Consider the following 16,041-nt stretch of genomic DNA (forward strand, 5'->3'; position numbering starts at 1 on the left):
CAATAAAAAAGAAGTCAATAAAGCAAGGAAAAAGAAAATGACAAACAATGAAAAAAACCATGTTCACCTTTTAGAGCAATTAAACTTCCGCGAACTCAGAGTTCTAGAGGCAATTGCCTCCCAAGGAGAATCCGTAACTGCTGATTGGTTAGAGAAAAATCAAATTTTTCCTTATCAAGATCCTACGCAAAATAAACTTTTGCGAAAATTATGTAATCTTTTACAGAATCCAGCGGATTTTCCCTTTTTACTCAGACAGAGAACAGGTGAAAACGGTAAGTTTATTTACTGGATCAATCCTGTAATTAGTCTAAACTCGATTAATTTGGCTATTTCCAAGAAAATGGGATTGTCCGAAGAGGATCAATTAACTCAAAAAAACAGTCAGCAGCAGTTAATTATTGAAAAATTAGAGGAGGTGAAAACTTTAGTAAAAACTTATTTGGAGTAGAATCTAGATCCTACTCCAGATAAGGTAAAAATTTAACGTGGTTGAGGTAATTTCAAAATTACCTCTTTTTTTTATGTACTGAAAGTATTATATCATACCATGTCTTAAAAACGATGCCACAGTCATGGGTGATTAGTTTTCAAACAGCAAAGGACAAAAATTTAAGAATATCCCTAATAAGAATGAAAACTGCTAAAAATTAAGTAGCTAATATTAAAACCTATATTCCGCACCCTGAACTGTCACATTGTTCGTTGGGCAACTGTAGCAAGAGTAATTAATAACAAACAAGCCTGAGACTACAGCAGGTCTCAACTGGATTCATTGGGCATCAGGCTAAAAGCTATATCAACGTTCAATCCTCACTTACGCGAGGCTTCGCTGATCCTTTGACTAACTTGCACTTGTTTTTTACTTTATCTAATCTTAGAGTGATGCCAAAAAAGATTGCACTAAATCATTTAGGATGAGTAACAAAGCGTCTAAGGAACGAAAGTAATGACCTTACCAGTTATTATACATCCTGATGTAATAAGTTTTTTTAATAATTCCTCTCAAACTGATTTCGGCAATCGTGTATGGAAGTGTATCGATAAACTAAAGAAGCGACAGTTTGATGGTGGATTAAGAGTCAAGAAATTACAAGGAACCACGAAAAGGGTATGGGAAGCAAGAGTAACTCAAGCTGTTCGTTTGATTTTTACTTATACTAAATCGATACAGGCAGATACTGGAGAGCCACAAGTTTATCTTACCATCCAGGATCTCTGCTTAGATCATGATGATGTCTCTCGACAAGTCAAAGCAAGACAAAGAACGCCTGATCATCAATGGCTAGATGCAGAAGAACTTGAAACAGTTGGAAGTTTAGAAACGGAGCGCACTTCTCTTACACCTGATGAGCAATCAGCAATTGATCAAGCAGAAGCAGAAGAGTTACAGATTTCTGAAGAGGTTGTAGATGAACTCGTCGGAAATATTCAATGGCGAGTAGTGGAATCAGAATCAGAATGGCAACAAGCAATTACAAACCAGGATGTTGATTTACCCCTTAAACTCACCCCAGAAGAGTATGAGTTAGTTAATCATTATGGCAATTTATTGTTGTCTGGGAATGCTGGGACAGGGAAAACAACTGTTGGGTTGTATCGGTTGCTAAAAAGCCTAGAAAACTTACCAGAAGGAAAACGGCTGTATGTTGCGTATAATCCAGTTTTAGTAAAAGAGGCAAAGCAAAAGTTTAATCGGTTAGTTGGAGCTAAAATTAGCGAAGTTGAATCTTTATTTGAGTTCAAAACAATTCGGGAATTATGCTTAGACATTTTAGAAGAAGCAGGGGAAACTTATTTTGAAGCAAATGAAGTAACTTACCAAGCCTTTGATCACCTTTACCGTCGTGCTGAACGTAATCAGTATCCATCAGCTTTAGTCTGGGATGAAATTCGTAGCATTATTAAAGGTTCATACCTTGAAACTGATCAAAATCTGCTTTCTAAAAACCAGTATAAACAATTAGGAAAGAAAAGATCATCAACAATTTCAACAGATCAACGTCCAAAAATTTATGAATTAGCAGAGTGGTATCAAAAACAACTAGATACAGATGAACGCTTCGATGAAATTGATTTAGCAAGACAAGTTCTCAAATTAATAAAACAGGGAACAGGTAATCGCTATGAAATGATTATCTGTGACGAAGTACAAGACTTGACTGAACTACAGCTACATTTACTACTGCAACTGATAACACCCAATGGTCATCTGTTTTTTGCCGGAGATTTAAACCAAATCGTTAGTTCCAGTGGGTTTCGATGGAAAGAATTAAAGAGTAAATTATATCGAAATAAGCGTCCTGTTAAACAAGAAACATTATATTTTAATTTCCGTAGTGTGGGGTCATTAACCCAGTTAGCAAATCAAGTATTAAAATTAAAATCGCGCTTATTAAACGAAACAGTTGAACAATCGAACCAAGCTGTTAATAGTTATGGAGAATGGGCCAGATTAATTAATGCCTCATCATCAGAGTTACAACCGACTCTTGAACAGCTTAATCCTGAAGATGCAATTTTGGTGAGAACAGAAGCAAATAAGGATGAAATATCAGATAAATTTCAATCCAGTTTTGTCTTTACAATCGAGGAAGCAAAAGGTCTAGAATTTGATACCGTTTTCTTAGTTGAGTTTTTCCAGGTTAATTCAAATTTATGGCAAAAGGTTTTAGAAGGGAAAGGAACCTTAAAAGATAAAGAGAAACCGGCATTAAGGCGAGAATTAAACTTGCTTTATGTTGCAATCACCCGCACTCGTCGAATTTTGAATATTTGGGAGACTCAGCTGTCTTCTCTTTGGACTCAGGAAGAAGTGGATAGTTTTACTGAACAAATTGAGCCAGAATCAGTAAGAGAGGTACGAATTGAACCGACTGCTGAGATGTGGAAAGAGCGAGGTTTATATTACTTAGAAGCTAAGTTTTATCGTCAGGCTATAGAGTGCTTTAAGTTTTCAGGCGACTTTCAACTACAGCGACAAAGTGAAGCTAAATTATTCTTACAGGAAGGAAAAGAAAGCGAAGCAATTGAGATTTTTGTGGAACTAGGAAATCATGAGAAAGTTGCACAATTATTTGAAAAGCAAAAGCAGTGGGAAAAAGCTGCTGAACAATATAATTTAGCAGGGCTGGAAGAAAAAGTTACTGAATGTAGAGAAAAAAATCAACAAAAACATAATTTAAATAATAATACAAATAAAAAGTCATATTTTAAAAGAAAAAGAAAAAGTAAAATAATTAATAAATCTAAAATAGACACTAAGGAGCAACAAAGTGCTATATATATAGATACTATTTTCCTAAACCAAGCTCTTTTTTATACAGGTCAAGTGTATCAAAAACTACATCCAAATCTCTTCTCAAAAAATGAATGGAGCAAGAAATTAAATGTGATGAATATTTCGGAATTAGTCCCATTTTTAATTGAATATATAAGTCCTGAGCATCCGAATTATAAATGGCCTGGATTAAGTAGTGATAAAAGGATTGATGTATTTGCTTTTAAATGTTCAGAAGTTTGGGGACAAATAACTGTAGATCCTGATCAATTTTCTGTAAATGATAAAGAATGTCGTATTCAACTGTTTGAAGTAGATTTAGTAGCACCTTCAATTCAATCACATATCGTCAAAAATATCCAACAATATAAAGGTATTTGCATAGTAGGTAATGATTTATTATATGATATTATGATCAAACAAGGTATAGAAAAAGGATTTTCCTTTAGCAGGTATAAAAGTCATCACATGGAAGATAAAATTACAGCTCAAGTGCCTTTTCAATATATAGCATATCCGATTGGGCGAAGCTGGGGATTACAAAGCTATGAACTTTGAAAATTTCCATAATCTAAAAATATACTAATATCATTATTCAATTCAAAGTAAGTTAGTTATGGCTATAACTATTCCTTCCTCTATTCCAAACAAAGCTAGTGCAGGAGAAAAGAGATTATTTAACGTTCTTGCTAACAATCTTCCTGATACATTTCGAGTTTGGTATGAACCATTTATTAACGAACGCCGTCCTGATTTCATTATCCTTGGACCTGAATTTGGTTTGCTAGTAATTGAAGTCAAAGGATGGTACGGATCTCAAATTGTCAAAGCTAATGCAGACTCTTTTGAAATCTTACCAAGAAATCAAGACATCAATACCCCTCAACTTCATCAATCTCCTTTACGTCAGGGAAGAAACTACTTAGATTCTTTATCACAAAACCTAGAAACTTATAAAGTATTACTTCAACAAAAAGGTCGATATCAGGGACACTTAGCTTTTCCAGTTGGAGTAGGGGTAGTTATGTCCAATTTGAGTCAAAAGCAAGCATCAGAATTAGCGTTGGAAGAGATTCTACCTTTCCCTACTGTTGCTTATAGTGATGAGTTAAGGGAATGGGAAACAATAGATAGCGAAGCTCTCATCCAACGCCTTGAGCAAATGTTAATTACTCGCTTTTCTTTTTCTCCGCTCACTGAAGATCAAATCAGTACCATTAAAGGAGTTATTTATCCAGAGATAGTGATTGGTTCTAAATCAGCTTCTCCACAAAGTATTCCTGGTGGGGTTTCTCCTCTTCCGAATCATCTTATTCTTTCCACCCTTGATGCAAAACAAGAAGCACTTGCGAAGTCAATTGGAGGCGGTCATCGTATCTTCTTTGGAGTTTCTGGTTCTGGCAAAACACTGTTATTACTATCTCGCGCAAAAATGCTTGTGCAACAAAATAGTCAAGCTCGTATTTTAGTGTTATGTTTTAATATCAGTTTAAGTTCAATGCTACGCTCAATTTTAGACCAAGCCTCTGATGATAACCGAGCAATTGAAGTTCATCATTTCCACGCTTGGGCAAAAGAAGTTGTCGGAAAACCTATCACTAGCAAGTCGGGAGTAAATTATGATGAATATGTAGGACAGCAAATATTAGAGAATTTAAGGAGTTATCCTCAACAGCAAAAGTGGGATGCCATATTAATTGATGAAGCCCACACTTTTCTTCCGATTTGGTTTCAATGTTGTGTTCAAGCTCTAAAAGATCCAGAAAATGGAGATTTGATGATCGTAGCTGATGGAAGCCAAAGCATTTACAAGCGTTCTGATTTTACTTGGAAATCAGTTGGAATTAAGGCACAAGGACGTACGATCAGCAAAAAATTCGATCTAGACCGTAACTATCGTAATACAAAAGAGATTTTGACTGCTGCTTGGAGTATTTTACAAACTGGACCCAAAGTAGCTCAAAACTCAGATTCAGATGAGATAACATTTCCAATTGTTGAGCCTAGTCAAGCGCTACGTCAAGGAAAACTCCCTCAGATTGATTCCTTAAGTTCCAAAATTTCTTTAGAAACAACAGTGGCTCAAAAAGTTAAGACTCAATTAGATGCAGGATATAATGAGTCAGAAATAGCAATTATTTATCGTAAAGCTAGTGAACAACAGTTGAAACAACTACAAAATGAATTACAAGAAGTTGGAATAGAGTTTTTTTGGGTGTCGAAAAATCAAAAAAACAAAGCCAATTATAGGATTGAGAAACCCGGAATTCGCTTAATTACAACTCTCTCTTGTTTAGGGCTAGAGTTTGAAGTAGTTCTAATTCCGTGGATGGAAAACTTTTCTGATTGTAGTAAGCGTACTGAAGGAGCCACTTTAGCAAGAAGAGAACTTTATGTTGCTATGACGCGGGCTAAGCAAGAATTATACTTATTCAGTTCTCAAAAAAATCATTTTCTCCAAGAGCTTGAAAATAGTAATTGTTTTAACGTTACTTCTAGTAATTCTTGAAATTATGAGGTACAATATTAAGTAAAAATTGGTAAAATTCTCTTAGAGGTCGTTATCGTTCGTTATTGCCTCTATTACTGCTATAGTACTCTTAGTCACAGTTCGGTACAACTTACAACTCATCAAGTCCAAATTGAGACAAATAAAAAGAATGCTTTTCGCGATCTTTTGCTATTGATCCCGTCGTCGTAGGGAAAACGCGATCGTCGTTTCCTTCCCAAAACGACATCCCAAAATCAATTAACCACACTTGCCAATTTTGCTGTTGGTCTAAATTCACTAAAATATTTTTGAGATGAGGATCAGCATGAACCGCTCCCCTTGACCAAAAATCAGCAAATACTTCTTCTTTCAAGTCTAAAATATGTTTCATCACAAACTTGGGAACAATTCCCTCTAGATAAGCATTGGCGACTTCTTCTAATTGCACACTATGCTGAATTTCGTCCATCACTAAGGTCGCTTCTGGCGTGAACCCCAGCCCCCAATCTTCATGCGGTTGCGGCATTTTCCGAAAGCCAGAGTCCCAAAGTTCTCGCATTAAATGATATTCTCGTTCGACAAATTGATAGCCTTTTTTATCAGCTTTCGCCACTAATCCTGGAGTTAATAATAGTAAATCTGCTGTTCCCCCTGTAGCAAACCGTTCTTGAATGGTTTGACGAGAAAGTAAGTGATTGTAGAGAGTTACTAATTCTTGATTAAACATGGCGATTATCTAATATTTATTTAGGCTGAATGGTAAAATTAAAGGTAAGTTTATGACAAAGCACTAACTCCATAGTGTTCAAGAAATATTTGTAATCTTGAGCGATCAATTTGATAATCGCCACCGAAAAATGTTGCCCCAAAATCAATAATCCACACTTTCCATGCGCCTTGGATATCTTTGCCAATTAAAATATTATTTGCGTGTAAATCTCCATGGACTGCTTCTTTACTCCAAAATTCACTTAACACTTTCTGTAGAAGCTCTATAATATGAGTAGTGCAAGCCTCAGAAATCTGACCTCTTTGATAAAGTGATAAAAACTCTTGAAGAGGGACACCATCTTGAATTTCTTCCATCAGAATAGAGTTCTTATCTTTGCTAATTCCTAGAGGCTTAGGCATGGAGTGAAAACCTTTTCTCCAAAGAGCAACCATTGTCTCATATTCAAACTTGAGATCAAATTCTATTTTAGTTACTTTTCTCACTTTTCCAGGAAGATAAGGATAAATATAGGCACAGCCTCCTAAGTTAAATCGTTCTTGTTTGGAGCTATTAAAAACTAAGTTGATATATTCTTTTTGAAACATAATAGGGGATAGGATAAGTTGATTAATAGTTGAAAAAGAAATCGTCTTAGAGATCGTCAAAGAAGCGTCTCATCTGTGTTTTATCTTTCTCGGGATCTCCTTGAAGAGACGTTCCAAAATCAATGAGCCATACTCGCCAGTTCCCTACTTGGTCAACTCCAATCAGGATGTTGTTGGTGTGTAAATCATTATGAGCAAATCCAGTTGCCCAGAAACGTTCCAACACTTCTCTCAAAATATCCAAAATGTGTTTGAAGAGAAACTTAGGGATTTCTCCTGCTTCTACTAAGGTCAGTAGCTCCTCTAAAGGAGTTCCATAGAGAATTTCTGCCATGACAATGGAATCCCCATCGTCTTTTAATTGGATTGGTTTAGGCATATCATGAAAGCCTGCTTCCCAAAGCGACAGCATCACCGCATATTCCTGTTCCAGCCCAAAGTTAGAGTTTGTGGTTTTCTTCACGGTTCCGGGCCAACTCAGAGTTACGTCGCTCCAATACCCTTGTTCAAATCGGTCTTTGATGGGACAGTTAAATGCTAGTTTGGTATAAAGATTTTCGTCAAACATTTCCTTGATTTTTACTAAGATAAGTGAGGGTCAGTCCTCACATTCTTCTAAATTGATATCATTAATTGCTTTGACAATAATATTGGCAATTTCTGGCGTTAACTCATATTTAATTCCGTCTTCTTCGTGAATAATAAATCCTTGAACATAAATATAATTTTGGTAGATAGTTGCAATTTTAGTTCTTGGACGAAACATAGTTCTTGCACGAAACACCCAAATTGAAAGTTCATTGCTTCCCAAAGTCGTAGCTCTGAGTGATCCTTTTCCTCCCAAGGGCAAAGCATAATGGCAAGTAAGTCTGGTTGTTCTCTTGCCTTGAGTTTTCTCTAAGAATTTTTGAATAAATCTAGAATTATCTTGTTCAATAATTATTTCAGGGCGATTGCCTCCCAATCCAGATGATTCAATTATTTTGGTAAATCTATCAACAGGATTAAAAAACTCTCCCTCATAATATTCAGGATAATCTTTAATTAATCGCCAAAGTTCATTGGTGTATAAATGTTCTTTATTGACGAGATTCAGCATTTTAGGGAAGCTGGTAAAATTTCCTTGACCATCAACATAAGCAATATAGGTATCGGCTCGTCCATCACAAATAAAGCCTAAATGATCAAAAAATCTGAACCAGACTGTATCTTTATACAAACATAAAAAACAATAAGGATGTTGTTGCGCCCATTGCTTTAAGCTCCTCTTTCCGCCACGCACTAAGTAAAAAAAATCGTTTAAACTCATGGTATCTAGGGCTTTTCTTAAGTCGGGCGCAATGGTAAGCCGTAACTCATAGAATGGGTAAAGCTCATTGTTATCACTCCGTCGCATAAACTCTAATTGGCAATGGCATTGATTCGTTTCTAATTGAACTGTTTTTTCTGTGGTGGCTTTCATAATGAAATAAAATGTGTGTAGTAACTTGCAACTTTCACAATTAAAATAACTATTGGTTTTGGCAAAAGATGAATGATTTTAGGTTAACTAAACGTTTATTTTCTCAAATTGCTCCCAAGTTTGACCAAAGTCTTCCAATTCTGGGGCGGAACAAACAACGGTTAAGTAACTCCCATTAATCTGACGTTTAAGACGGCTAATTGCCACGTAAATTGTTGCCAAATCTTGTTCTGAATCCACTCGGTTAATTTGTATCACCATTGCAGAAGATTCCCATCCTTTAAAGCTATGAATAGTTGCTGCCTTAACTCGCGCATCACCCATGTAAAATTCTAATTTACGACCTTTTTTTTCTTCATGGTTTTTTCCAAAGACATGAGCGACCTTAACTCTATTTTGCTTTAACATTTCAACACACTTCAACCCAGAAGGATGATCTTGTGTTAACAGGACAATATCTGAATAAGACAGGGTATCGGGTTCACTCCAAACTGGCATTTTTAAGACAGCTTTGGTGGTAATTGAAGTTATATCTTTTTGATTATCAACTTGTATCCAACGCATTTTAACAGGTGCTACATTGATTTCAGTTTGGGCTGTCTCTGGTTCAGGTAAATTAATAACTGAATTTTCAAGATAGGTTTCAGCAAATTGTTGTAAAGAAGGGATTAGTTGATTGGGAGTGCGATAACAAGTATCTAACCGAACCCAATCCCCTCTAAAACCGGCTCCATTCATGCTTTCTTCTGTCCAAGCCTGAGTGCGTTGGTAAAGGTCTTGGGTTTCATCAGCAACTAATAACATTTCTCCATCCTCTCGACAAACTTGACGTAGAGTATTCCACCAATCAAGGTTATAATCTTGACCTTCATCGACTAGAATTGCGTCAAAGGTAGGAACAGATTCTAGATTTTGATTAATTGCTTGTTTGGTTAACTGAACTAATTCGACTTCTAGAATTTTTGTCAAAATTTCTTGATATTCTTTTTGATCCTGAATACCTTCTAGTTGTTTCCAAAGTTCACGATACTTATTTTGCCAACCAACATCATAACAAACCTGTTTACACCATTCATGAAAATGACACCAAACAACATTGTTAATCTTCTGTCCTGGCACTTGATGACGAACGGCTAAATCTCTTAGATAATGCCATAAGGTAATGTTGTAACTCACCACAAGAACATCTTTTCCTTCTGCGGATAATTGCGCTGCGCGACCTGCTAAGACTAATGATTTTCCTGAACCCGCAGACCCTTTAATCCGACGAAAACCAGTATCCGTGCGACTATTGACTAACTCTTTTTGTTTCTTGTTCAACTCAAGGGGTTGTCGTTGGGTTTTGGCAATATTTGGTTCAATTAACCAATGTCGTAAATCTTTCGCTAATTGGGGTTCCATTAGTTTTGATGAGTTCCATCGCGCAGAAGGAAACACTGCCTTAATATCTTTTTGTTCTAGTGCTTCTTGACCCACAATGGGATAATATTTTTCATTTAATTTAAAGTCTTCAACAAAAGGCTGAAAGAGGTTTTTAACCTTTTGAGTTGGGGCTTTGGTCATAATTACACCTGCTGTAATGACTGCTTTATATTGATAATTGGCAACTGCTTTGTTAGCAATTCGGGGACAGTATAAATTAACCAGACTCTCTTTATACTGCATTACTTTTTCAATGGGATTATCTTTAACTGGAAAATCTTTACCGGTTTTAGACGTTGCCCACAGTTCAGGAAGCCCCGTTTTAGAAAATTTGACTCGATAAGGCATTGCATCTAAATTCCAATCTTTGACTTCAAAAACAGCAATGCCAACTCTTGGGTTTAATAAAACAAAATCGGGACGCAACCCATTCAAGTGAGGTTGAATGTAAATTTCCCAATTGGGAGAGAGTTTTTCGTGAAATAGTTCCAACACTTTTTGTTCACCCCAAGTTAAGGGGGTTCTCAGAGAAGAGAGTTCATTTAGTGCCGGAGAAATAAAGCGGGTTTGAGTTTTCATAAGAGTCATTGATGCACCGTTGAAAAAAATCTTCTTTATTGCTTCTTTAGTACCGAACGCCAGTGATTGATTTGTTTTCGCTTACGACGAGCATTTTGGGGCGTTTTCCTTGCTTTTTTTTTGGCTCCGTCTCGTTTCCATTGGGGTTGTTGGTTCATCATCCTTTCCTGTTTGCTATTTCTATGATTGAGGAAGATGCGGATTTTGTGTTAATGCTCCACGCGAATGGCGGAGTAAAAGTTGGCTTTGGCTTCAAGATTCAGAAGCGTTATCGTCGTCGCCTTGGAATCGTTTTCGCGCTCGACTAATGGCAAGCCAATTATCGGTAATGGTAATTAATGACATGATAGGACCAATATTTTGACCGCGCTGAAAAGCATTTTTCATATTATCTGTCGGCGCTACGGTTTCCATTAGAAAAACAACCCCAAATGCAGTTCCTCCTAACCAGAGTAGAGGTTTCCAGCGTTGCGTATATAAGTAGGGCGCGATCGGGATGAAAAATCCTAATACACTCGAAATCCAAATTCGTTTTTTGCTAAGGCGTTGTTGCTTTTGTTGTTCTAATTCTAAAGGCTGGGTCATTGTTTTTGAGCTTTTGCGAACTTGATTATTTTCATTATTGACTTCTTTTTCCAAACTGTTACCTTCTCCTGCGCGAATAGCCAAAAAAAATTTTTCTTGATACGGAATTGGCTGTTCGCGTAGAAACGGTTTCATCATTCCCATATTCAGAATAATTTGAAGATAGAAATTCTTTTTGGGAATTGTTCATGTTTTAATCTGCTCGTATCGCTTTTGTCCGTAATATCGCAGTTGCTGGGTTTAACGGTTTGATCGCGTTGTCCTATTTCTGCAAAGTGGTCAATCTCCCGAATTCGTTCTCTCCCTTAGAGCGCGATCAAAATTCCTCTGATATTGAACCAGATTAAGGAAAACTTATGCACACGCTTTATGTCGCCCAGCAAGGGTGCTATGTTTGTCGAGAGCAGCAGAAGCTATTGATTAAGAAGGGAGAGGACGTTTTAGGAGAAGTCCAAATTCCTCTTTTGGAACAAGTTTTAGTGTTTGGTCGCTCTCAAATTACTACCCAAGCGATTCAGGTTTGTCTGCAAGAAGATATTCCCATTGCTTTTTTGTCACGGATGGGCTACTGTTATGGGCGCATTATGCCCATTGAGCGGGGATATCGCCAATTGTCCCGCTATCAACAACAGCTAACGCCACAAGAGCGACTGATTATCGCCCAACGCATTGTGGAAACGAAGTTGAAAAATAGTCGGGTTTTCCTGATGCGGCAATATCGCACTTGCCAGAAGGAGAGTATCTCACTAGCGATTAAGTCTCTTAATTATTTTGCTCAGAAAACGTTAACGGTGAGTCACCTTGACCAGTTGATGGGAATTGAAGGCTCGGGCGCAGTGCAATATTTTCAAGCTCTTGGGGAGTGTATTGCTTATGATGAGTTCAAGTTATTGGCACGCACCCGCCGTCCGCCGACTAATCCCACCAATGCCCTGCTCAGTTTTGGTTATCAAATTTTGTGGAATCATCTGCTGACTTTAATCGAAATGCAAGGACTCGATCCTTATTATGCTTGTTTGCATCAAGGCTCAGAACGTCATGCCGCTTTAGCTTCCGACTTGATTGAAGAGTTTCGGGTTCCTATTGTCGATTCTTTAGTGTTGTGGTTGATTAATACTCGAACCATGAATCCAGAGCAAGATTTTCGCTATCAAGAGGGGGGATGTTTTCTTAATGCAGTCGGTCGGAAAAAGTTTCTCAACGCTTGGCTCAAGCGCATGGAACAACCGGTGGGAACTGAAAAACAACCGCGCTGGGATATGCTAACTCGCCAAATTCGGCAATATAAGGAGTTTGTTTATCATCCTGTCCAAGGTTATACCCCCTATGAGATTCAATAGTTGATGCAATTATACGTCGTTACTTACGATATCCCATGCGATAAACGGCGTAAGAAAGTTGCAGAGTTATTGGAGGGTTATGGTCAACGGGTACAATTATCGGTGTTTGAATGTTGTCTGGAAAAACAGAAGTACGAAGCCCTAAAAAAAAGATTGCAAAAACTGGTAAAACTTGATGAAGATAGTGTCCGCTTTTACCCTCTATCTGCTCATAGTTTGTCCCAAGTGGAAATTTGGGGTGGGGTTCCTCTTTCTCAACCGCCTGGGTCAACTATCATTTGATTATCATTCTCAGTTTAGGCGATCGCCTCTGGAAATTGCTGTAATACCGATCCTTTCGTTTACCCGCTCGGTCGCCCACTATTAGGAAGTTCTAGCGATTTAAACTATTTTTCTTTTATGGCAAATAAATTATTTCGCACCCCCCCCTCGGAAATGGCACTTGCAATCCAGTCAGAGTGGGGGCTAAAATTAGAGGGGTCGCTTCCCTACGGGGAAGTGGAATTAATGGAAACCCGTAGGACAAGGGTTGAGGTATGTATAGGTTAGGATGGGGTCGCTTCCCTACGGGGAAGTGGAATTAATGGAAACCTGAATGTACATATTGGTCTCCTTTGATTATTAATGGTCAACTAGGTCGCTTCCCTACGGGGAAGTGGAATTAATGGAAACCCCCGTGCTAGAAGTCGGTTTAACTGGGACTCAGACAGGAGTCGCTTCCCTACGGGGAAGTGGAATTAATGGAAACTTGACTTTAGGTTTATCCCCTTGAAAGACGTTGATAAAGTCGCTTCCCTACGGGGAAGTGGAATTAATGGAAACAAATGTCAGACATAGTGTCCTCCGATTGAATTCATCAGTCGCTTCCCTACGGGGAAGTGGAATTAATGGAAACTTGTGCTTGCATTTTAAGTGACCTCGAATTCGTCACTTAGTCGCTTCCCTACGGGGAAGTGGAATTAATGGAAACTGGTAAATGGAAAGATAATAACACTTCTCTAAAGAAGAAGTCGCTTCCCTACGGGGAAGTGGAATTAATGGAAACTAGAGGGACACTACATAGGAGGAATTAAAACTTGAGAGAGTTGTCGCTTCCCTACGGGGAAGTGGAATTAAAAAAACCGCCCCTGTTAATTAGAGGCGGTTGCTTTACTCGAAAGCGATAAGTTGAAATTTAAGGAAGCAGTTTAATTGTCGGAAGCATCAGTCATCAGTAGCGCGATCGCGCTTTCTTTCGTATTAGAATAAATGTAATAATGGTTATTTTCTACAAACTCCTGACGATAATTGCGATTCAAAGCAACTAAAGGATTCTTCAGAATTTCCGTCAAAATGGGAATAATATCATCATAAGTACAGGCTTCTTGAGGTCGATCGCGATTAAAATCCTTAATACGCACCTGAGAAAGTCCTTCTGCATTATGGACTAAATCATTCCGTTTCTCAATCCAATAATCAAGGGCTTTGAAAAGTCCTAAAATGCCGTTAAAGGTTCTCCCACTAAACTGAAATTGATGCTGGTTCCAGTTATCTAAATCAGACTGTAAATTAGAGTTAGTTTGGGCGCGATGTTTAATTAGAATATCAAGATAGTTGCATTTACTATACCGACTAAACTTAATGCTGTAAGGATTTTCTAAAGAACCTTTTCCTTCTAGCTTCCGAAACTCTTGTAATAAAGGATTGCCAATTTTATTTTGAAGCTGATTAACATTGATTTTCCATTGATCTAAATAGTGATATCCTCCTCTTTTCTCAATCAAACGAATAATCGCATTTTCATAAAAAGACCCCACTCTTGCTAAAAAATTAGCGGTTTGGGATAATTCATAGTAAATTCGACATTGTGTATATAAATTGAGTAAGCTATCATAATTACCCTCATCTAGAAAGTCGCTAAACCTGAAATACTGATTTAGGCTTGATTGATCAGTTTTATCATCATTGATGATACTGCGACCGCCTTTAATATCAAGATTGAACAAAGAACGTGCTATAGATAAGCCAGCAATTACCAAATCTAACCGTTTTCTACTTTGTTTGATTTCTCCCTTCCTTAAAACATCTTTATTATCTAAAAACGTTAAAATAGAATGCCAACTTTTTAAGATACTAATCGCCCCATCAAAGTCCCACCGATCTAATAACTGTTGAACTGTTTGATATTTTTGGTTTCGCATATACTTCCAATAAGCCGTTAGCTCACATTCCGAAGGCTGACCTGCTAAGATATTTTTAACCGATAGTTTGGGTTCAACAAATAACTGCTTGGGAATGGTGGAAGATACCGCTTGTAGCCGTAACGCATTTTGCATTTGGGGCGTTCCCCCCTTGATACTGACTAAAATTTCTTCTTGCGAATTTAATTCATGGAAAAAGCGATAGTAAAAATCTAAAAGTAGATCCAGATTGACAGCAAAATCATCAGTATCTGACGGAATATATTTTGGGATTAATTCAAATTCCATTTCTCGCCAAAACCATTTCTTTAAGATTTTGAATAAATGAATTGAATCATCCTTATGCTTTTGCGGTTGATCAGTCACAAAAATAAAAGCCGATCGCGCTTGGAATTGATTTTTAGCTGTGGTTACAATCCCTTGCAAACGACCCGGACTGATACGAGAATGCCATTTTCCTTCATCTTGTTCATACGCAGCCAAGAGTTTTTCTGTAAAATCTCGAAAGAAGAATTTTTCTCGTCCCTCAGGTTTAGTTTCAACACCTAACTCAGGACATAATTTATCTATAACATCGCTTTGACGATATTCTTGATCCCAAACAATTTTTTCTTCTTCCGTTAATTGTGATTCATCTAAGTTCGGTTCATTGCGATCAAACCGAATGGGGAGATAGTACCCTTCAACGTTGACAGCTAAGTCGGATGTGCCAATATTTGCGATTAAAATTGTCATTTATTTGTTTGGATATAAGTTTTCCAATTGGATGTATTTTAGAGTTCAAACAAAGTGATTTCAGTGATGGTCTGGAAATCCTTTTGATTAAACGTTGCTATGTCACAAATACCGTTTGCTAAAGCGATGCTAATAATTTCAAAATCATGGAGTTTCAAACCTGAAGGCTGATAGGATGCAACTAATTCTAGAAACGTTGCTAAAGAATCAGGAGTTGGATAAATAATTTCCAATTGCTGAATCAGTTTTTGCAGTAAATTTAACGCGGTTTCAGTACTTAGTCCATATCCCGATGAACGCGTCATAACTGTTAGAAACTCAGTTATATTTTTTGATGTTGTAAATAACGTTTTATCCTTTTTTTGTAATACAGAGCGAGAAGTAGCATAGAATTGGGAATCTTCATCGATCGCGTAAACTAAAATATTAGTATCAACTAGCAACTCATTACTCATTCGCAATCGCACGTATATCTTGATTGTCTAGTCTTCCTTGCAATTTCATTGCGGGTAAATTTAAGGCTTCAGATTGATGTTTTTTTAAGGTAACTAAATACCAGTAAACTTTCTTGAGATCAGCTTCAGAAAGATGATCAATTTCTTTTTTTAGATCGTCTTTTGTAATCATAGTTTGTTGGATTTTTTTCAAAA

15 protein-coding genes and 1 CRISPR repeat array are annotated in these 16,041 nt (G+C 37.2%); of the genes, 5 read left to right on the forward strand and 10 right to left on the reverse strand.

The annotated features are described in order from the left end of the window. Positions 1-37: 37 nt before the first annotated feature. From FRE64_RS16565 to FRE64_RS16575, 3 genes are all read left to right on the forward strand, one after another. Positions 38-451: a hypothetical protein gene (locus FRE64_RS16565; RefSeq protein ID WP_146297467.1), complete on the forward strand. Its 414-nt coding sequence runs from the start codon at positions 38-40 to the stop codon at positions 449-451. A 498-nt stretch (positions 452-949) separates the two neighbouring features. Beyond that, positions 950-3,838, forward strand: a complete 2,889-nt coding sequence (locus FRE64_RS16570) for a UvrD-helicase domain-containing protein (protein ID WP_146297469.1) — start codon at positions 950-952, stop codon at positions 3,836-3,838. A 58-nt stretch (positions 3,839-3,896) separates the two neighbouring features. Continuing rightward, on the forward strand, positions 3,897-5,789 hold the full coding sequence (locus FRE64_RS16575; RefSeq protein WP_146297470.1) for a 3'-5' exonuclease: 1,893 nt from the start codon (positions 3,897-3,899) through the stop codon (positions 5,787-5,789). Between the two features lie 112 nt (positions 5,790-5,901). On the opposite strand, the gene FRE64_RS16580 is transcribed toward FRE64_RS16575, so the two are convergent. The 7 genes from FRE64_RS16580 to FRE64_RS16605 form a co-directional block, all read right to left on the reverse strand. Then, positions 5,902-6,498: a lipopolysaccharide kinase InaA family protein gene (locus FRE64_RS16580; protein ID WP_146297472.1), complete on the reverse strand. Its 597-nt coding sequence runs from the start codon at positions 6,496-6,498 to the stop codon at positions 5,902-5,904. Positions 6,499-6,548: 50 nt separating this feature from the next. Further along, positions 6,549-7,088: an RIO1 family regulatory kinase/ATPase domain-containing protein gene (locus FRE64_RS16585; RefSeq protein WP_146297474.1), complete on the reverse strand. Its 540-nt coding sequence runs from the start codon at positions 7,086-7,088 to the stop codon at positions 6,549-6,551. 46 nt (positions 7,089-7,134) lie between these two features. Beyond that, positions 7,135-7,656, reverse strand: coding sequence for a phosphotransferase (locus tag FRE64_RS16590; RefSeq protein WP_146297476.1), 522 nt, complete (start codon positions 7,654-7,656; stop codon positions 7,135-7,137). A gap of 30 nt (positions 7,657-7,686) precedes the next feature. Then, positions 7,687-8,550, reverse strand: coding sequence for a hypothetical protein (locus tag FRE64_RS16595; protein ID WP_146297478.1), 864 nt, complete (start codon positions 8,548-8,550; stop codon positions 7,687-7,689). 87 nt (positions 8,551-8,637) lie between these two features. Then, positions 8,638-10,551 carry a UvrD-helicase domain-containing protein gene (locus FRE64_RS16600; RefSeq protein ID WP_186709090.1) on the reverse strand — a complete coding sequence of 638 codons (1,914 nt, stop codon included), beginning with the start codon at positions 10,549-10,551 and terminating at the stop codon, positions 8,638-8,640. Positions 10,552-10,586: 35 nt separating this feature from the next. Then, positions 10,587-10,712, reverse strand: a complete 126-nt coding sequence (locus FRE64_RS18150) for a hypothetical protein (protein WP_281286915.1) — start codon at positions 10,710-10,712, stop codon at positions 10,587-10,589. Positions 10,713-10,803: 91 nt separating this feature from the next. Further along, on the reverse strand, positions 10,804-11,274 hold the full coding sequence (locus FRE64_RS16605; RefSeq protein ID WP_146297482.1) for a hypothetical protein: 471 nt from the start codon (positions 11,272-11,274) through the stop codon (positions 10,804-10,806). A gap of 218 nt (positions 11,275-11,492) precedes the next feature. On the opposite strand from FRE64_RS16605, the gene cas1 reads away from it, so the two are divergent. Continuing rightward, entirely contained in the window at positions 11,493-12,476 is a 984-nt protein-coding gene (gene cas1, locus FRE64_RS16610; RefSeq protein WP_146297484.1) for a CRISPR-associated endonuclease Cas1, read from the forward strand. 3 nt (positions 12,477-12,479) lie between these two features. Then, positions 12,480-12,758: a CRISPR-associated endonuclease Cas2 gene (gene cas2 / locus FRE64_RS16615; RefSeq protein ID WP_146297486.1), complete on the forward strand. Its 279-nt coding sequence runs from the start codon at positions 12,480-12,482 to the stop codon at positions 12,756-12,758. Between the two features lie 197 nt (positions 12,759-12,955). Continuing rightward, a CRISPR array of direct repeats spans positions 12,956-13,599; the repeat unit is 36 nt; unit sequence GTCGCTTCCCTACGGGGAAGTGGAATTAATGGAAAC. A gap of 64 nt (positions 13,600-13,663) precedes the next feature. On the opposite strand, the gene FRE64_RS16620 is transcribed toward cas2, so the two are convergent. The 3 genes from FRE64_RS16620 to FRE64_RS16630 are packed head-to-tail and all read right to left on the reverse strand — an operon-like array spanning position 13,664 to position 16,018. Beyond that, positions 13,664-15,391: a hypothetical protein gene (locus FRE64_RS16620; protein WP_146297488.1), complete on the reverse strand. Its 1,728-nt coding sequence runs from the start codon at positions 15,389-15,391 to the stop codon at positions 13,664-13,666. Positions 15,392-15,429: 38 nt separating this feature from the next. Beyond that, positions 15,430-15,846 (reverse strand): type II toxin-antitoxin system VapC family toxin, encoded by a 417-nt coding sequence (locus FRE64_RS16625; protein ID WP_146297490.1) that lies wholly within the window; start codon positions 15,844-15,846, stop codon positions 15,430-15,432. Beyond that, on the reverse strand, positions 15,839-16,018 hold the full coding sequence (locus FRE64_RS16630) for a hypothetical protein (protein ID WP_146297492.1): 180 nt from the start codon (positions 16,016-16,018) through the stop codon (positions 15,839-15,841). Before FRE64_RS16630 ends, FRE64_RS16625 begins: the two co-directional genes overlap by 8 nt. Positions 16,019-16,041 lie beyond the last annotated feature (23 nt).

The sequence above is a fragment of the Euhalothece natronophila Z-M001 genome (assembly GCF_007904085.1).
GTDB lineage: Bacteria > Cyanobacteriota > Cyanobacteriia > Cyanobacteriales > Rubidibacteraceae > Halothece > Halothece natronophila.